General features: G+C 30.4%; 16 protein-coding genes, 1 other RNA gene, 2 riboswitches and 1 other annotated feature. Of the genes, 13 read left to right on the forward strand and 4 right to left on the reverse strand.

Annotated elements, in window-relative coordinates; genetic code table 11:
- Positions 1–27 precede the first annotated feature (27 nt).
- A complete protein-coding gene (locus DR024_RS08675; RefSeq protein ID WP_027099593.1) occupies positions 28–1,101 on the reverse strand; it encodes a CotS family spore coat protein in 1,074 nt (357 codons plus the stop codon).
- Positions 1,102–1,289: 188 nt separating this feature from the next.
- Here DR024_RS08675 and DR024_RS08680 point away from each other — a divergent pair, with 188 nt between their 5' ends.
- The 9 genes from DR024_RS08680 to DR024_RS08715 all read left to right on the forward strand — a co-directional run bounded on the left by DR024_RS08680 (position 1,290) and on the right by DR024_RS08715 (position 8,795).
- On the forward strand, positions 1,290–2,324 hold the full coding sequence (locus DR024_RS08680; protein WP_111918536.1) for a deoxyguanosinetriphosphate triphosphohydrolase: 1,035 nt from the start codon (positions 1,290–1,292) through the stop codon (positions 2,322–2,324).
- 145 nt (positions 2,325–2,469) lie between these two features.
- On the forward strand, positions 2,470–4,266 hold the full coding sequence (gene dnaG, locus DR024_RS08685; protein ID WP_111918538.1) for a DNA primase: 1,797 nt from the start codon (positions 2,470–2,472) through the stop codon (positions 4,264–4,266).
- A complete protein-coding gene (rpoD, locus tag DR024_RS08690; RefSeq protein WP_027099596.1) occupies positions 4,250–5,383 on the forward strand; it encodes an RNA polymerase sigma factor RpoD in 1,134 nt (377 codons plus the stop codon). The genes dnaG and rpoD overlap by 17 nt, the downstream gene beginning before the upstream one ends.
- A gap of 88 nt (positions 5,384–5,471) precedes the next feature.
- Entirely contained in the window at positions 5,472–6,167 is a 696-nt protein-coding gene (locus DR024_RS08695; protein ID WP_027099597.1) for a tRNA (adenine(22)-N(1))-methyltransferase, read from the forward strand.
- On the forward strand, positions 6,168–6,962 hold the full coding sequence (locus tag DR024_RS08700; protein WP_055253586.1) for a Nif3-like dinuclear metal center hexameric protein: 795 nt from the start codon (positions 6,168–6,170) through the stop codon (positions 6,960–6,962).
- Positions 6,963–7,094: 132 nt separating this feature from the next.
- Complete coding sequence (locus tag DR024_RS17690) at positions 7,095–7,265, forward strand: hypothetical protein (protein ID WP_156333922.1); 171 nt, start codon at positions 7,095–7,097, stop codon at positions 7,263–7,265.
- A 54-nt stretch (positions 7,266–7,319) separates the two neighbouring features.
- Positions 7,320–7,664: RNase P RNA component class A (gene rnpB / locus DR024_RS08705), an RNA gene on the forward strand.
- A 383-nt stretch (positions 7,665–8,047) separates the two neighbouring features.
- Complete coding sequence (locus DR024_RS08710) at positions 8,048–8,260, forward strand: hypothetical protein (protein WP_027099600.1); 213 nt, start codon at positions 8,048–8,050, stop codon at positions 8,258–8,260.
- 178 nt (positions 8,261–8,438) lie between these two features.
- Positions 8,439–8,795 (forward strand): hypothetical protein, encoded by a 357-nt coding sequence (locus DR024_RS08715; RefSeq protein ID WP_027099601.1) that lies wholly within the window; start codon positions 8,439–8,441, stop codon positions 8,793–8,795.
- A 100-nt stretch (positions 8,796–8,895) separates the two neighbouring features.
- On the opposite strand, the gene DR024_RS08720 is transcribed toward DR024_RS08715, so the two are convergent.
- Positions 8,896–9,753: a 50S ribosomal protein L11 methyltransferase gene (locus tag DR024_RS08720; protein WP_027099602.1), complete on the reverse strand. Its 858-nt coding sequence runs from the start codon at positions 9,751–9,753 to the stop codon at positions 8,896–8,898.
- A gap of 109 nt (positions 9,754–9,862) precedes the next feature.
- Between DR024_RS08720 and DR024_RS08725 the strand changes: the two genes are divergently transcribed.
- Positions 9,863–10,819, forward strand: coding sequence for a D-2-hydroxyacid dehydrogenase (locus DR024_RS08725; protein WP_027099603.1), 957 nt, complete (start codon positions 9,863–9,865; stop codon positions 10,817–10,819).
- Between the two features lie 24 nt (positions 10,820–10,843).
- Here the strand turns inward: DR024_RS08725 and DR024_RS08730 are convergent, their stop codons facing one another.
- A complete protein-coding gene (locus tag DR024_RS08730) occupies positions 10,844–11,632 on the reverse strand; it encodes an HAD family hydrolase (protein WP_055183609.1) in 789 nt (262 codons plus the stop codon).
- Positions 11,633–11,788: 156 nt separating this feature from the next.
- Positions 11,789–11,980, forward strand: a binding site (T-box leader).
- Between the two features lie 172 nt (positions 11,981–12,152).
- Here DR024_RS08730 and leuA point away from each other — a divergent pair.
- The 3 genes from leuA (at position 12,153) to DR024_RS08745 (ending at position 16,768) form a co-directional block, all read left to right on the forward strand.
- A complete protein-coding gene (gene leuA / locus DR024_RS08735) occupies positions 12,153–13,805 on the forward strand; it encodes a 2-isopropylmalate synthase (RefSeq protein ID WP_027099605.1) in 1,653 nt (550 codons plus the stop codon).
- Positions 13,806–13,942: 137 nt separating this feature from the next.
- Positions 13,943–14,024, forward strand: a riboswitch (glycine riboswitch).
- 2 nt (positions 14,025–14,026) lie between these two features.
- Positions 14,027–14,102: riboswitch (glycine riboswitch) on the forward strand.
- A gap of 82 nt (positions 14,103–14,184) precedes the next feature.
- The gene (locus DR024_RS08740) at positions 14,185–15,558 is read left to right on the forward strand and encodes an alanine/glycine:cation symporter family protein (protein WP_055253588.1); all 1,374 of its coding nucleotides are present in this window, start codon (positions 14,185–14,187) and stop codon (positions 15,556–15,558) included.
- Between the two features lie 271 nt (positions 15,559–15,829).
- Entirely contained in the window at positions 15,830–16,768 is a 939-nt protein-coding gene (locus tag DR024_RS08745; RefSeq protein ID WP_051196069.1) for a glycoside hydrolase family 73 protein, read from the forward strand.
- Positions 16,769–16,855: 87 nt separating this feature from the next.
- Here DR024_RS08745 and DR024_RS08750 read toward each other — a convergent pair whose 3' ends face one another.
- Positions 16,856–17,482, reverse strand: coding sequence for a tetratricopeptide repeat protein (locus DR024_RS08750; RefSeq protein WP_027099608.1), 627 nt, complete (start codon positions 17,480–17,482; stop codon positions 16,856–16,858).
- Positions 17,483–17,528 lie beyond the last annotated feature (46 nt).

Raw genomic sequence — 17,528 nt, forward strand, 5'->3', positions numbered from 1 at the left:
TAATCATCCTCTTATTTATTTAGTGAATTATATTAATTTATCTGCATTCCAATCTGCTTCTTGCATTTTGTTTATAATAGACATGGTGAATTCAAGATGATGATCAATTTTAGAATTTGCTTTAAGTAATAATGTGAAGAATGAATTTTTATTACATTTCTTTATATTTTTATAATAATCTCTAGAAATTTTCCAGTACTTTTGTGGAAAACATATATATGAAACAATATACTTTAAATCAGATGGAGATAGGTGATTATTAGAATTATAAGCCTTTATAATAGAAGTTGCTAGCTCTAAATCCCATTTTGTATTATCTCTTTTTAAGAGTCTTCTTAAAAAGTATGATAAATCATGAGCACAATAATCATACTTGCATTTATCAAAATCAATAATCCAAGTAGAATCATCTTCTTCAAATATGATATTCTTATTAACATAATCACCATGACATAATGATTTACTTAGTTCTTTTTCGTCTATTAAAGATGAAACTTCTAAGGAGAGTTTTGCAAGCTCTAAATTTTTATCAAACTTTTCTAAGAACTCCCTAGAAAATTTATCTTTACATTGAAAGGCTAAATTAGATGTTTGTAATAATTGTTCAAAATGTTTAGAGGTAGATACATAAATGTTATCAAATCCTACCCTGTTAGCACTTCCCTTGATTGGTATAAAGTTAAATGATGATTTGTGTATTTCAGCAAGTTTAACAGCTGAAGAAATAACATGATTCAAATTATCAAAGTCACATTTCACACCATTAATCCAAGGAGTTAGGATAAATAGCATATCATCATATTTTACATATCTTCCCTTATTAATTGTAGGTAAAAGATTAGGAACATTAATGTTATGCCTATGTAACCATTCTAAAGCTGAATATACATAAAGTAGCTCGTCTTCTGCAAAGTATACTTTCTTTAAGCAATAACTACCATGCTTTCCGTCTACTTTATAAACTGCTCTTTGCTTTTCTGTATCTTTAAACTTTACCATATTTACATCAGCATATTTAAGATCATAATATGGAAGTATATTTTGAGCTATATTATTATTTGAAAAAATAGATTCATCTAAGTTGGTTGCAAAATCACTCATTAAGACACTCCTTTAAAAATTACTCATTATTATCATATTAATTGGATTTTATAAATATACTAATGATATTTTTTTAAAAATATAAAAAATACTGGATATTATAAAAACTTATAAGAAATAATATTTACAGGTAATAAATAAAGGATTTAAGAGATAAATATAGAATGATATATAGGAGGTGATTTTATATGGACATAAGGGAAAAAATCGAGACTTTTGAAAGGTTGACATTTATTGAAAAAGCAACTTTTTCTGATAAGTCCTTGGGTCGTGAAAAAGATGAGAGTGAGGATGTTGTTAGAACTTGTTTTATGGTGGATCGTGATAGAATTATTCATTGTAAATCATTTAGACGTTTGAAGCATAAGACTCAAGTTTATATAAAAACCTTCGGAGATCATTATAGAACAAGATTGACCCATACATTAGAGGTTGCTCAGATTGCTAGAACTATAGGGGCTGGAATTAGATTGAATGAAACCTTAATAGAAGCAATTGCATTAGGGCATGATTTAGGGCACGTAGCATTTGCCCATAATGGGGAAGAAGTTTTAAATGAGTTTTTGCCAAATGGATTTAGACACAATGAACAAAGTGTAAGAGTAGTAACAAAGTTAGAGAATGAAGGTAAGGGGGTAAACCTTACTAAAGAGGTTATAGATGGTATACTGCATCATAGTGGCTTAAGAAGTGCATCTGATGATAAAGGAGCATCAACCTTAGAGGGAAGAGTTGTTCAGGTAAGTGATAAGATAGCATATATAAATCATGACATAGATGACTCTATAAGAGCAGGTTTGTTGTCGGAAAATGATATTCCAAAAGAATTACTTAATACTCTTGGTAAAACTCATTCTGAAAGAATTGAAACATTGGTGTTAGATTTTATTAATACATCAAATAAGAATTTGGAAAAAGGAGTTAACTCAGTTGGGTTAAGTAAAGAAATTGAAGAAGCTATGAGAGAGCTTAGGGCATTTATGTTTAAGAATATATATTTATCTGAGGAACTTAAAGAAGAACGAAATAAGGCGAAGTTTATACTAAATGAATTAATAAATCATTATATGGAACATATAGAAGAAATGCCGGAGATGTATAGAAATATTGCAGAATGTGAGGGAGCTAAAAGAGGGGTGGCAGATTATATTGCTGGGATGAGTGATGATTATTGTCTTAGTCAGTTTAATAAAATATTTGTCCCTAAACTGGTAATATATTAAAGCTAAGTATATTTTTTAAGATTTAAGGAAAGATAAGTAAGTCAAAAAGTTAGAAAATAATTTTAAAATCAGAAGGAATAGTAAGCAATGTGTCGAATAATATATAAATTGTTGAAAAAAATTTTGTAAGGAGGGGGAAGCTTCCTTGCGTATATCAGAGGAATTAATTGAAAGAATCAGACAAGAAAATGACATAGTAGATATAGTTTCAGAAACCGTTAGGTTAAAGAGGTCAGGACGTAATTATATGGGGCTTTGCCCATTTCACAATGACCATTCTCCATCTTTCTCGGTTTCGCAAGATAAGCAGATATATAAATGCTTTTCATGTGGAGAGGCAGGAAATGTTTTTACTTTTGTCATGAAACAAAAAAAATTAAACTTTTTAGAAGCAGCAAAGTATTTGGCCGAAAAGGTAAATATACCTTTAGATTTAGGGGATGGAGAACCTAGTAAGATAACAAAAAAGAAGGAAGTGCTTTACAAAGCAAATATTGAAGCAGGGAGATTCTTTTTTAAAAACTTATCTCAAGATAAGAAAGCAAAAGAATATTTCTTAAATAGGGGAATAAAAGAATCCACTATAAGAAAATTTGGATTAGGGTATTCTAAAGATAGCTGGAATAGCTTGATTTATCATTTAAGGAAAATGGGCTTAAAAGAAGATGCTTTGCAAGAAGCAGGATTAGTTCTTAAAAGCGAAAAGAAAGGTACCTTTTATGATAGGTTTAGAAATAGAGTTATGTTCCCAGTCTTTGATATAAAAGGAAGGGTAATTGGCTTTGGTGGTAGAGTGTTAGATGATTCTAAACCAAAGTATTTAAACTCACCAGAAACTTTAGTTTTCCAAAAGGGTACTAATCTGTATGGATTAAATTTTGCTATTAAAGAAAAGATGGAGGATAGATACTTCATCATAGTAGAAGGGTATATGGATTGTATTTCACTACATCAATATGGAATTACTAACGTAGTTGCATCACTTGGAACAGCATTGACTACTAATCAGGCAAGGTTGTTAAAGAGATATGCAGACAAAGTAATTATTTCATATGATGCTGATGTTGCAGGTCAAACAGCAACACTTAGAGGGTTAGAAATTTTAAGAAATGCAGGATTTGATGTTAGAGTACTTACAATACCACAGGGTAAGGATCCTGATGAATTTATTAGATCAAATGGGAAAGAGGCTTTTTTAAAATTGATTAATTCTGCAACACCATTAATAGGCTATCGTCTAAAAAGGGCAGAAGAGGGAATTGATTTTAAAAATGAACAATCTTTAATTAAATATGGGGAGAGAGTTACAGAAATACTAGCAGATTTGAATCCAGTTGAAAAGGATGTTTATATAAAAAAGATATCCGAGGACACTGGATTGAAGGAACAATCTCTTTATGATTTGCTATCTATGGCACAAAACAGAAAAGAAGAGCCTTTTATGAATAAAAAGGAAGAAATTGGAACAAAATTATATGTAGAGCCTGCTTATTTAAAAGCTGAAAGAAGTCTTATAAAACTTATGTTTAAGGAAGGTTATTATGAAGAAATTGTAAAACAAATTTCTAGTGATGATTTTAATTTAGGGGCTCATAAAAAAATCTTCTCTTTAATTTCTAAAGGGAAAGAAGAAGGTGCTGAAAATATATTAGCATATGTAGAAAGTGGTTGTGATGATGTGGAATCATCCAAAGAGTTCGTGAAAATTAAAGAACTTAGGGTATTAGAAGCTAGTGATGAGAGAAAGCTAATTAGAGATTATATAAATAGGATAAAAACATTTAAATTAACTTCAAAAATTGAATGTTTAAAAAAGGAGCAAAAAGACTTGGAACAAAAGGGAAAGATTGAAGAATCAATAAAACTCGCAATAGAGCTCAACAAATTAAATGAGGAGCTTAAGAGGGAGAAAGGGGTTATTGGTCATGGCGAAAGGAGGTAAGAAAGAAATGGCAGAGGAAACTAAAGCAAAAAGCAAAAAGACTGGTAATGATAAGAAAGATAGAAATGACAAGATGGCCATTGTTAAGAATTTAATAGAAAAAGGTAAGAAGAATGGTTCATTAACTTATAAAGAAATTATGGATGACATAGAGAACATAGATTTAGGACCAGAACAAATAGAAAAGATTTATGAGGTTCTTGAATCTATGGGGATAGAAGTAATAGGTGATATTAATGGTGTTGAAGAGGTTGAAGAAGAAGTAGATCTTTCAATACCAGAAGGTATTGCTATTGATGACCCTGTTAGAATGTACTTAAAAGAAATAGGTAAGGTGCCATTATTATCTTCAGAAGAAGAAATAGAACTTGCTTTAAGAATTGAACAAGGGGATCAATATGCTAAGAAGAAGCTAGCTGAAGCTAACTTAAGACTTGTTGTAAGTATAGCTAAGAGATATGTTGGTAGAGGTATGTTATTCCTAGATCTTATTCAAGAAGGTAACTTAGGACTTATTAAAGCCGTTGAAAAGTTTGATTATAGAAAAGGGTTCAAATTCTCTACATATGCTACATGGTGGATAAGACAGGCGATTACAAGAGCTATAGCAGACCAAGCAAGAACAATTAGAATACCAGTTCATATGGTTGAAACTATAAATAAGCTTATAAGAGTACAAAGACAATTACTTCAAGAGTTAGGAAGAGATCCATTCCCAGAAGAGATTTCAAAGGTTATGGATTTACCAGTTGAAAAGGTAAGAGAAATTCAAAAAATAGCACAAGAGCCAGTTTCTTTAGAAACTCCAATCGGTGAAGAAGAAGATAGCCATTTAGGTGATTTCATTCCTGATGATGAAGCTCCAGCACCAGCAGAAGCTGCAGCATTTACTATGCTAAAAGAACAATTAATAAATGTTCTAGATACTTTAACTCCAAGAGAAGAAAAAGTATTAAGACTAAGATTTGGTCTTGATGATGGTAGAGCAAGAACTCTTGAAGAAGTAGGTAAAGAGTTCAATGTAACAAGAGAAAGAATAAGACAGATAGAAGCTAAAGCTTTAAGAAAGCTTAGACACCCATCAAGAAGTAAAAAGCTTAAGGATTATTTAGATTAATATATACTAAAAAACATCTGTTGAAAAACAGATGTTTTTTAGTACCTAGGGTAAAATATACTTATATGCTATTAGAAAGAGGTTTAACATGGACATTAGTAAAAGATTAGAGTTTATAGCAAATCATATAGATAAATGTGAAAGTATTATAGATGTTGGTACAGATCATGGATATATTCCAATATATGCAGTGAAAAAAGGGCTTTGTAATAAGGCTATAGCATCTGATATAAATAAGGATCCTGTTAAAAAAGCACAATTAAATGTGGCTCTAGAAGGGTTGTCGAAAAAAATAGATGTTAGGCTAGGAGGAGGCTTACAAACAGTTGATATAAAAGAAGTAGAAGGTGTTGTAATTGCAGGTATGGGAGGAAACCTAATTAGAGATATACTAGAGCATGATAAAAGAAAGTTACCTTTCTATAAATTTTTAATATTACAACCAGCTCAAAATCCAGAAGTTCTTAGAGAATACTTGTATAATAACGGATATGAGATTTTAGAAGAAGATTTATGTTTTGATGAGGGAATTTACTATGAACTATTTAAAGTAAGGAAAAATAGTAAGGAAAATATGAAGTTAGACCCTATATATTATGAGTTTTCACCTGTACTATTAAAAGATAAGCACCCTTTAATGATAGGGTATTTAAAAGAAAAAGAAGAAAAATATAATAGAATAGTAAGCTTTATAAAAGAAGATAGTGAAAGTGCAATAAGAAGAAAAAAAGAAGTCCAAGATAAATTAAATGAAATAAAAAGATTTATTGAAGAGGTGAAATAAATGACCATAACAGTAAAAGATATATCAAAAGAAATGGAGAAGTTAGCACCAATATTCTTAAAAGAAGACTTTGATAATGTAGGACTTATGGTTGGATCTAAAGATAAGGAAGTTAAAAAAGTCCTATTAGCGTTAGATTGTACTAAAGATGTTATTGAAGAGGGAAAAAGGGAAGGGGTAGACCTTATTATAACTCATCATCCACTAATATTTAGAAAACCAAGCAGAATTGTAAATGATGATCTTCAAGGATGGAAGATAATAGAACTTATAAAGAACGATATATCTTTATATTCAAGTCATACTAATTTAGATTCTACTAAGGATGGTATAAATGAAGAAATTGTTAAGGTATTAGGTTTTTCTCAGGGGAAACTTATTGAGTCCTCAAAGGTTAGAGGATTTGAAGAATGTGGATTAGGTAGGGTTGTTTACTTAGATAGTGAAATAGAATTAAACAATCTTATAAATATAGTTAAAGAGAAGCTTGGGATAAGCAGTTTAAGAGTTGTAGTAGGAAAAGAAAATGTGAAAAATATAGCTATAATAAATGGAAGTGGTCAAGACTTTTTTGGAAAAGCTATAGGAATGGGAGCAGATTGTATAATAACTGGTGATACGTCATATCATTTTGCTTCTGATTATAAAGAAATGGGAGTGTCAATTATAGACCCAGGACATTTTCCTACAGAATGGATAGTGTTTTTAAAGGTGATGAAAAAGATAGAAGAGAGATTTAGTACTATTGAATTCATTCACTCTAAGTGCAGTAAAGACCCTTATGAATATGTATAAAATAAGTATTTTTTTGAGTTATAAACATATATAAATAGTAGAACTCATCAATTTTGAGGAGGAACTATTATTAGTACACAAAAAGATTTTAAAAAGGCTTTTAAAAATATTAGGGAAAATTTTCAAAGTGGAATGAATAGAAGTTCTAGAGGATGGAGAAGCTGGCCAATATTTTATTTTTGTAGCCCTTTTAAGTTTATTATATTATGTGGACTTTTGGCTACATTACTTCTTTGTGGAGTTGGATTATATGGTCTAATTGTAATAATTCTTTTAGTTCTATTATTTATATTTGTTCCATAATTGTAAAAAAGTTCAACTTGTAAAAGTATAAGGAGTATGATATTATAGTCTTTGCGAGTGAGACATGCAATCGCTGCTAGTCTTTGAACTAGGAGAGGAAAGTCGGGGCTCCGTAGGGCAGGGTGCTGGATAACGTCCAGTCAAGGTGACTTGAAGGAAAGTGCAACAGAGATATACCGCCTATTTTTATAGGTAAGGGTGGAAAGGCGAGGTAAGAGCTCACCAGCGTGGTGGAGACATCACGGCTATGTAAACCCCACCTGGAGCAAGACCGAATAGAGAGGCATTTAAGGGGTTGCCCGTCCCGCCTCTGGGTGTGTCGCTTGAGTTTACTGGCAACAGTAAGCCTAGATAGATGATTGCTTAAGACAGAACCCCGCTTATGGCTTATCTCGCAAAAAAAGAGATTTCAAGGGTTTGAAGGGAAGAAATTAAATTTTTCACTTGCAGTTTCCCTTATTATATTTATAAGCTTTGTAATAGAGGTGTAATCTTATTGGTTACATCTCTATTTCTTTTTTAGTAATATGGATTGACTGAAATAATGAATTTTATAGTGTTTCTAGTATTAATTGAAGTAAGTGGGTTTTAGTTGATATGCTTTAAGATATTGTTTGTATTTATTGTTTTTTCTTTTTTGTTAAAGAAGTGTTAAAGAAATATGAATAATATTGACCTGATTTAATATTTATATAATAATATTTTATAAAAATTAAAAAATAAAGAAATTTCGTTTGTATTGGGATAATAATTAATACTTTTATTAAATTTGGGAGGGTTAAATGAGAAACAACAGAAAAACAAGTGAAGCACAAAGGAATGCAGATAAAAGATGGAGAGAAAAAAATAGAGAGCATGCAAATTATTTGAAAAATAGAACTAGTGCAAGGTGCTTTATAAGGAATAAAGCTACACTAGAAGATATAGAAGAGTTAAAAGAGTTACTTAGAGTAAGAGCTGAAGTGTTAAGTAAAGAAAATAATCTATTATGTTAAAGGCTAGGATATAGTTAGTATTCTAGTCTTTATTTTTGTAGCAATAGAAAAAACTTTAATCTACAATGATATATACTAGGTTAACCTCTATTACTTTTTTATCCTATATTAATGAAATTGTATACATAATATGATATAATAATTAAATAATTATACTTTTAATTAATGAGGTGGGGGAATGGTTAAATTAGTTAGAAAATTTGTTACAGATATTAGGTTAAGTAAACTTAATGCAGTAAAATATAGTGGTATTGTAGCCTTCTTAATTTTTGCTACTTCAGTTACTTATAAAAATTTAATGGGGACTTCAGTAAAAGATGCAATAATAACATCTGGTATTAGTGCAGCAATATTATTTGTAGCTCTTTATTTTATGTGTTTTGCAATTGTAAAGCAAATGGATAAAAAGGATGCAAGGATTGAAGCTGAAAAGCAAAGGGAATTAGAAGAGAGAAGAAGAAGGCTTGAAGAAAGAAGTGGGAAAAAAGTTAATAATAAGAAGAAAAAGAAAAATAGACAAGCTTATAATGAATAGTAAAAATGGTGAGGGATAAAATTTATCCTTCACCATTAATTTTTTATGTATAGATCAGTTATATTTTCTGTGACTTGGAGCTTGTAACGGAACAACCTTTTTAGTTAAAAATAGCTGTTACCCATTCGTTGCTTTGATGCTTTTCTATCATATTAAATCCATTACACTCTACCATAGATTTGATGTTATCAAAGCTCCATTCAACTAAGCCGGAAACAAGAAGGGTTCCATTGTCCTTTAAATGAGCTTTAATAAAGTTCATAAACATATGAGTTTCTTCTCCACCAATGTTTATATATATCCAGTCAAATTCTCCTTCAATGTTAACCTCATTAGAAAGAGCATCTCCAACAAAAACCTTTATATTATTTAAGCCGTTTAAAGAAGCGTTTAGTTCCACTTCATCCTTTACATCTCTAATATCTAAAGCAACTACTTCACTAGCTCCTTTAATTGCTGTTGCAATGGATAGTATACCAGATCCAGTTCCTATATCTAATACTTTTTTATTAGAAAAGTCTTTGGATAGAATTACTCTAAGAAGATCTTGAGTAGTTTCATGTAGACCAGTACCAAAAGCTCCTTGAGAAATAAAATTTATTTTGTTTTTACCTTCTATTTCTTCATCAGGAGAAGCAAGAACCCAGTTCTCATCTATATTTATAGCAGGTAAAGAAAAATCATTATAATTATAGTTTTCTTCATATACATTAATAGGTGTTTCATTAATCAAATGAGAAACCTTGTCTTTAAAACCTTCTAAGTCTTCCTCTTCTCCATCAAAGGCAACTTTTAATGTAGTTAATTCATCTTCTTTTTCTATATATCCATATCCATTTTCATCAGTAGTTATTTCTAATGGACTTTCATAAAATGCGTTATAGATTTCATTTATTTGTAGTATTTCGATCTTTTCATCTACTTTATTTAAAGGCATATTATAACAAATAATAAACATAGAAAATCTCCTCTCTTTTAAGCTAATATCATCTTATTACAAGAAATGAATTATGTAAAGTGTGAGAGAATATGATAAAATTATTATTAGGATTTAAGGAGGGATAGTCGTGAAAAAAATAGTTGTTTTAGATGGAATCACTTTAGGAAATGTTGATTTTGATAAGTTAAAAGAATTTGGTGAATTAGTATACTTTGATAAAACAAATGCTGATGAAGTAGTTGATAGAGTAAAGGATGCAGCAATAGTACTAACTAATAAAGTTGTATTAAATAGAGAAAATTTAAAAGATGCAAGTAAATTAGAATTAATTTGTGAAATGGCTACAGGATTTAATAATATTGATATAGAGTATGCTAAGGAGAGAAATATTGCAGTGACTAATGTTGCAGGATATTCTACACCAACTGTAGCTCAGCATACATTTGCAACATTATTGCATTTATATGACAAGATTTCTTATTATGATAATTTTGTTAAGAGTGGAGCGTATTCATCATCAGGCTTATTTACTAATTTAGATAAGCCTTACAATGATATAGAAGGTAAGAGATGGGGAATAGTAGGGTTAGGAGCTATAGGAAGAAAGGTAGCTCATATTGCAGATGCCTTTGGTTGTGAAGTGGTATACTATTCAACATCAGGAAAAAATAACAGTTCAGATTATAGAAGAGTAGAACTAGATGAGTTATTAAAAGAATGTGATATTATATCAATTCATGCTCCTTTAAATGAGAATACTCAAAGCTTATTTAATTATAAAAATATAAGCAAAATGAAAAAGGATGCTGTACTGATTAATATGGGAAGAGGACCTATAGTTGTTGATGAAGATTTAGCTAAAGCTATTGATGAAGAACTTATAGCTGGTGCTGCCTTGGATGTATTTATGGTAGAACCTATGCCAGCAGATAACCCATTTTTAAAGGTTAAAAATAAAGATAGATTAGTGTTAACTCCACATATTGCATGGGCTAGTATTGAAGCTAGAGAAAGATTATTTAAGGATTTAATAGAGAATATACATGCTTTTTATAGAGGAGAAGCTAGAAATAGAATAGTTTAAAAAATAAGCCTAGGGTTACTAGGCTTATTTTAATACATATTCTTCAATTGCTTTAATTACTCCATAATTTCTATTGCTTTTTGCTATATAGTTACCGTATTGTTTCATATCTTCATTTGCATTTTCCATAACAAAACTAAATTTAGCCTTACCAAGCATTTCTATATCATTGTAGAAGTCGCCAAAAACCATAGTTTCCTCATAAGAAATATTTTCATCATTTTGAATTTTTTCTAAGGCAGCTCCTTTATTAACATTCTTATTCATAATATCAAGCCATATTTCACCGGCAACCACAACCATAAATTCATCTCCAAATAGAGGATTTAAAACTTTATTGGAATTATTAGATGCTCCTGAGAGGTCGCATAGTGTAATTTTAAAAATATCATCATCAATAGAATATAAGTCTTCTACTACATGCTTCTTTATATAGTATTTATCAATCTCTTTTAAGAAATCATCACTACATGGTTTATGATATGCACCTTTTGTACCACATAAAATTAACTCTATGTTTTCTATATCTTCACAAGCTTTTATAATAGCTGTTACAAAGTCTTTCTTTATAATATCTATGCAAGACTTACCTTTATCTTCAACTACATAAGCACCATTGTCACAAATATAATAAATGTGATCTGAATAAGGCTTGAAGTTTTCGTATAAAGTAGGGTAAGGTCTTCCACTAGCTACTACAAATTTAACGTTTTTATTATTTAGTTTTTCTAATACTTCAAAAAAGTTCGATGGTAGCTTCCCATGTTCATCTAATAGTGTTCCATCCATATCTGTTGCAATTAACTTTATCATATAGTCCACCCTTTTCGTTGAATAATTTTCATTAGTATTTCATAAGTTATTATACCATAGTAAAAGAGTTGGAAAAATAAATACACTAACAAGAAACAAATGGAAATATTGACATATAATCAATAATATAGTAATATTACAAATAAGTTAATAATTAGAAAAACGTTGATTGAGAGTAGTAGAAAGAAAAGATTCTTTTTAGAGAGCGAGTGCTTTGCTGGGAAACTCGTAGGAATAACTTTTGAACTTGCTCATGAGTTGTAAGGTTTAATTTAAATCTTATCGGTATATCTATCGTTATTTTAAGTAAGTATAATTTTGGATGGTACCGCGTAAATCGCTCCAATAAGGAGTAATTTACGCGGTTTTAATATTATATGAGAGGTGAAATTGGATGGGGTTAATAGTTTAGTAGAGAAAATAATTATTGTGATTTTAAAGCTTAAAGGGGTAATTGAATCGCTGTGATTTTATATAGGTTTTATAAAAGCAATAAGTATTAATAAAGGGGGCTTAAAACATGTTAAATGTAAATAAATATAAGAGATTTAAAACTATTAATTTTAAGGAAAGAACTTGGCCAAATAAAGAGGTTACAAAGGCACCTATATGGTGTTCTGTAGATTTAAGAGATGGTAATCAGGCTTTGATAAGTCCTATGACAGTAGATGAGAAGGTTGAAATGTTTAACCTTTTAACTAAATTGGGGTTTAAGGAAATTGAAATAGGTTTTCCTTCTGCATCACAAATAGAATTTGATTTCTTAAGAACACTTGTTAATAATAATTTAATTCCAGATGACGTTGTTGTACAAGTATTAACACAAGCAAGACCTCACTTAATTAAAAGAACTTTTGAAGCCTTAGAAGGGGTGAAAAAGGCTGTTGTTCATATTTATAATTCAACTTCTATACTTCAAAGAGATGTCGTCTTTAATATGAGTAAAGAGGAGATAAAAAATATAGCTGTAGAAGGAACAAAGTTAGTAAAAGAATATGTTAAAGAGTTTAATGGGGAAGTGATTCTAGAATATTCTCCAGAGAGTTTTACAGGAACAGAGGTAGAATATGCATTAGAGGTTTGTGAAGCTGTTTGTGATGTATGGGAAGCATCAAAAGATAAAAAAGTTATAATTAATTTACCATCTACAGTTGAAATGGATACTCCAAATGTTTTTGCAGATCAAATAGAGTGGATGTGTACTCATTTTAAAGATAGGGAACGTGTGATAGTAAGTGTACATCCTCATAATGATAGGGGGACTGGTGTAGCAGCTGCTGAATTAGCTTTACTAGCAGGGGCTGATAGGGTTGAAGGTACTCTGTTTGGTAATGGAGAAAGAACAGGTAACGTTGATATAGTTAATATTGCTCTTAACATGTATTCTCAAGGGGTGGATCCTAAGCTAGAATTAAATAATATTCAAGAAGTTATAGATGTATATGAAAGATGTTGCAAAATACCAGTTCATATAAGGCATCCCTATGCAGGAGAACTAGTTTTCACGGCTTTCTCAGGATCTCATCAAGATGCTATAAATAAAGGGATGGCAAAGTATAGGGAAAGAGAAGGTCAATATTGGGAGGTGCCTTATCTTCCAATTGATCCAAGTGATTTAGGAAGAGAATATGAAGCTTTAGTAAGGATTAATAGTCAATCTGGTAAGGGCGGAATAGCATTTGTTATGGATAGATACTTTGGGTATAAGATGCCAAAGAAGATGCATAAAGAATTTGCTGATGTAATTCAAAAAATATCAGAAGAAAGAGGAGAAGTGGCTCCACAAGTAATAATGCAAAAATTTGAAGAGGAATACTTAAATAGAGAGGAGCCTTTCAAATTAATTAAATGTTCTGTGTCGGAAGAGGATTCTAATTCTAATGTAACTGTTAGGTTCTTATATAAGGGTGTAGAAAAAGAGTTTACTTCTGTTGGAAATGGACCAATAGATTCATTGAAAAAAGCCTTAATTAAATCTGAATTAATAAACACAAGTATTTTAGATTATGCAGAGCATTCAATGGGAGAAGGGTCAGAAGCAAAGGCTGCTGCTTATGTAAATATGAAGAGAATTGATAATGGAGAAGAAACCTTTGGTGTTGGTGTAGATTCTAATATTACAACTGCTTCAATGAAAGCTGTATTCAGTGCTATAAATAGACTTTATAAGTAATAAATAAAACGCTACTTTTTAAGTAGCGTTTATTTATTAATGCAGTCTATGATGAAAGGACAAATGTATTTTATATACTTGCAACATATGGCAAATTAATATATAATAAGTTCATAAAATAAAATATTAAAGTTCGGATGAAGATAGTGGGAGAGCGACAAACTTATTTTGTCCACCGAAGAGGGAAAATCTTTCAGGTTATAGGACCGCTATTGGACGAGCCTCTGGAGAGACTCTAGAAGAGCACCGAAGGAGCAAGGCTAAGATAGCTGAAACTCTCAGGTAAAAGGACAGGGGATATGAGATTGTATCATGTTTTTTTGTGATGCAATTTATCATACTCTCCTCCAGTAAATTATAATTTAGGGAGGATTTTTTTATGCAATTAAAAGATTTATTACAAAACGTTAGTGACTTCATATGGGGGCCACCATTACTAATTTTACTAGTAGGTACAGGGGTATATTTAACCTTAAGGTTAAAGCTACTTCAAATATTCAAATTACCATTAGCTTTAAAATACGTATTTGGAAAAGATGAAGAAGAAAATGATGAAGGGGCAGAAGGGGATGTATCAAGCTTTGGGGCTTTATGTACAGCATTATCAGCTACAATAGGTACAGGTAATATTGTAGGTGTAGCTACAGCTGTAAAAGCAGGAGGTCCAGGGGCTTTATTTTGGATGTGGATAGCAGCTTTCTTTGGTATGGCAACTAAGTATGCTGAAGGAGTATTAGCTATTAAATATAGAGAAGTAGATGAAAATGGTAATATGGCAGGAGGTCCAATGTATTATATACAAAATGGACTGGGGCTAAAATGGTTAGCAAAAATATTTGCAGTTTTAGGAATTGGTGTTGCTTTTTTTGGTATTGGAACATTTGGACAAGTAAAATCAATTTCTGACGCAGCATCAATAACATTTAAAGTTCCTTTAATACTTACAGCTATAATAGTTACAGTATTAGTAGCATTGGTTACTTTAGGTGGAATAAAAAGGATATCTAGGGTATCAGAAAAGGTTGTTCCTTTTATGGCTGGAATATATATTTTGGGAGCAGTGTTAGTATTAATTTGTAATTATAGTGCTATACCAGGAGCAGTATCAATTATTATAAGAAGTGCATTTAATCCTCAAGCAGCATTAGGGGGAGCAGCAGGTATAACAGTTCAAATAGCATTACAAAGAGGGGTAGGTAGAGGAGTATTTTCAAATGAAGCAGGTCTTGGAAGTGCACCTATTGCAGCAGCAGCAGCTAAAACTAAGTCCCCAGTGAGACAAGGGTTAATATCAATGACAGGTACTTTCTTTGATACTATAGTTATATGTACTATGACTGGGCTTGCAATAGTTTTAACTGGAGCATATTCAAGTCCCTTAGAAGGAGCAGCTTTAACAACAGCAGCTTTTGAAGCTGGATTACCTTTTGCTGTAATAGGTAAGTATATTGTAAATATAGGATTAATATTCTTTGCATTTACAACAATTTTAGGGTGGAATTACTATGGTGAAAGATGTGCTGAGTATTTATTAGGTGTTAAATCAATATTGCCATATAGAATGATATTTATAGCACTTGTAGCAGTAGGGCCATTTTTATCATTAGATTTAATATTTATAATAGCAGATATAGTTAATGGAATGATGGCTTTTCCTAATTTAATAGGATTAATTGGATTAAGAAAAGTTGTTATAAAAGAAACAGAAGATTATTTTCAACAGTTAAAAGAAGAAGTGGCATTGCCGGCGTAATGAAAATCTAGGAAGGTATAAAATTTTAATTAGTTATAAATCAAATGTATTATTATGTTTCTGTATTATAAAATATAAAGTCAAGAATAATAATTTTATAATTTCCTTACCTTTAGTAGGAGTGGAGGGGATATTTGTTTGGATGTGCTTGGAGCAAGAAAAATAAATTTCCTCCACTTTTTTTGTATTATAGTAAAATTAATAAATAATAAAGAAATAAATAAGAAACCTATGTTAGTATAATAATAGTACATAATAAATAGGTGGTAAGATGGTTAAAAGAAGAAGGAAAGTATACAAACGAAGAAAAATAAATAGAAATAAGTATAAGTTTTTAATAAGAAGAGTGTTTGCTTTTATTTTGCTAGTTACATTCTTTATGGGATTAAAATATATATTTAGTAGTAAGAAAGAATTTATATCTTCAGAAAGTATAAATAATTATATAGAGTACGTAGATAGTTTTAGCGGATGGAGAAAGCAATTAAACTGGAAAGAAGTAGCTGCTATAGATGGAATTAAAAACATAGATTTTAATAATATAAATAAAAAGAAGATAGAGGAAATTTGTAAGTGGTTTTATGATGAGAATAATAACATAAAGGATTTTGAGAAGGTTATAGAAGGACAAAGCTTTACAGATAAAGAGAGAAAAAAGGCAGAAAAAAATTTAAAAAAATTAAGTGAAGTTAGTTTGAGAAATATTAGGGGAGACTCTGACAAAGAAAAGGACAAGTTAATAGAGAATATGAAAAAAATAAGTATAGATAATTATAAGAAAAGTGGAGTTTTACCATCAGTAACTATTAGCCAAGCTATATTAGAATCAAACTGGGGTAAATCTGAATTATCTGCTAAGTACAATAATTATTTTGGGATAAAAGCAAGTGTAGGGTGGAATGGGAAAATAGCTACTTTCTCAACTAAAGAAAATTATAATGATACTATAAAAGCTAATTTCAGGGCGTATGATTCCTTAGAAGAGTCTGTTAATGACTTTGGAAATTTTTTAAATGTAAATGGTAGATATAGAAAACATGGATTATTTGATGGGAAGAACTATATTGAGCAAGCACAAGCTTTAGAGGATGCGGGATATAGCACTAAAAAGAACTCTAAAGGAGAGGCTATTTATGCAGATTTATTAATAGAGCTAATTAAGGATAATAATTTAATGATTATTGATAATGAGGCAGTTAAAAACGAATAAAAGAAGGATGAAAAAACCCCAGTATTTAATACATGGGGTTTTTTTAAAAGAAACAAAAGGTACAATTTCATAAATACCAAAAGGTAATTATAGACTTAGCTTATTTTTATTAGAAAAGTATAATTTTAAAACTTCTTTTGAATCAATGTTATCCCAGTCTAAATGATCTATTAAGAATTCTCTTCCTAAAACTATATAGTGACTCTCATCAAAATTTAAATAATCTTCATAACATATGTTACTAGTTGAGGTTATTTCTTTAATAGATTTTCTAGTTAGCAAATGCTTTTTATATATCTTTGAACACTCTTTTACTATAGGGTCTAATTTATCAACAGGATCTATATCAAAAAATGAATGTGCTATATGACTAGGGATGCTCGAGTCCTCGTATATAATCATACCTTCTTTGCAAGGTAGCAATTCTCTTATTTCTTCTGGGGCATTGTCAAACTTAATATTTAACATAGTAGAAAAGGTAGCAGTTTGCATTTTTGTAAAAGTGCTTATTTGTATATGTATAGCTGCTAGATAACACTTGATAGAATTAAGCTTGTCCCCTAATAAATAGTAGGTATTACCTAAAAGCATATAAGATGGAGCTGAAGTTGGGTTAAGTTTGATCGCTTTTACAAGGGCAATCTTAGCCAATTTTAACTCATTCTTTTTTATAGCATCTTCAGCTAGCTTTGTTAAAACTACAACTTCTTTCATATGCATTCCCCTTTCTATGATTACCATAATATTATTATATCACCTA

Origin of the sequence: Clostridium paraputrificum, assembly GCF_900447045.1 — a bacterium.
Taxonomy (GTDB): Bacteria; Bacillota; Clostridia; order Clostridiales; family Clostridiaceae; genus Clostridium; species Clostridium paraputrificum.

What these genes read in the sequence shown, in the direction of transcription:
- DR024_RS08675 (WP_027099593.1), bottom strand. Translation starts at nt 1,101, where the DNA reads ATGAGTGATTTTGCAACCAACTTAGATGAATCTATTTTTTCAAATAAT.
- leuA (WP_027099605.1), top strand. Translation starts at nt 12,153, where the DNA reads ATGTTAAATGTAAATAAATATAAGAGATTTAAAACTATTAATTTTAAG.
- DR024_RS08680 (WP_111918536.1), top strand. Translation starts at nt 1,290, where the DNA reads ATGGACATAAGGGAAAAAATCGAGACTTTTGAAAGGTTGACATTTATT.
- DR024_RS08700 (WP_055253586.1), top strand. Translation starts at nt 6,168, where the DNA reads ATGACCATAACAGTAAAAGATATATCAAAAGAAATGGAGAAGTTAGCA.
- DR024_RS17690 (WP_156333922.1), top strand. Translation starts at nt 7,095, where the DNA reads ATGAATAGAAGTTCTAGAGGATGGAGAAGCTGGCCAATATTTTATTTT.
- rpoD (WP_027099596.1), top strand. Translation starts at nt 4,250, where the DNA reads ATGGCGAAAGGAGGTAAGAAAGAAATGGCAGAGGAAACTAAAGCAAAA.
- DR024_RS08710 (WP_027099600.1), top strand. Translation starts at nt 8,048, where the DNA reads ATGAGAAACAACAGAAAAACAAGTGAAGCACAAAGGAATGCAGATAAA.
- DR024_RS08745 (WP_051196069.1), top strand. Translation starts at nt 15,830, where the DNA reads ATGGTTAAAAGAAGAAGGAAAGTATACAAACGAAGAAAAATAAATAGA.
- DR024_RS08720 (WP_027099602.1), bottom strand. Translation starts at nt 9,753, where the DNA reads ATGTTTATTATTTGTTATAATATGCCTTTAAATAAAGTAGATGAAAAG.
- DR024_RS08715 (WP_027099601.1), top strand. Translation starts at nt 8,439, where the DNA reads ATGGTTAAATTAGTTAGAAAATTTGTTACAGATATTAGGTTAAGTAAA.
- DR024_RS08730 (WP_055183609.1), bottom strand. Translation starts at nt 11,632, where the DNA reads ATGATAAAGTTAATTGCAACAGATATGGATGGAACACTATTAGATGAA.
- DR024_RS08740 (WP_055253588.1), top strand. Translation starts at nt 14,185, where the DNA reads ATGCAATTAAAAGATTTATTACAAAACGTTAGTGACTTCATATGGGGG.
- DR024_RS08695 (WP_027099597.1), top strand. Translation starts at nt 5,472, where the DNA reads ATGGACATTAGTAAAAGATTAGAGTTTATAGCAAATCATATAGATAAA.
- DR024_RS08750 (WP_027099608.1), bottom strand. Translation starts at nt 17,482, where the DNA reads ATGAAAGAAGTTGTAGTTTTAACAAAGCTAGCTGAAGATGCTATAAAA.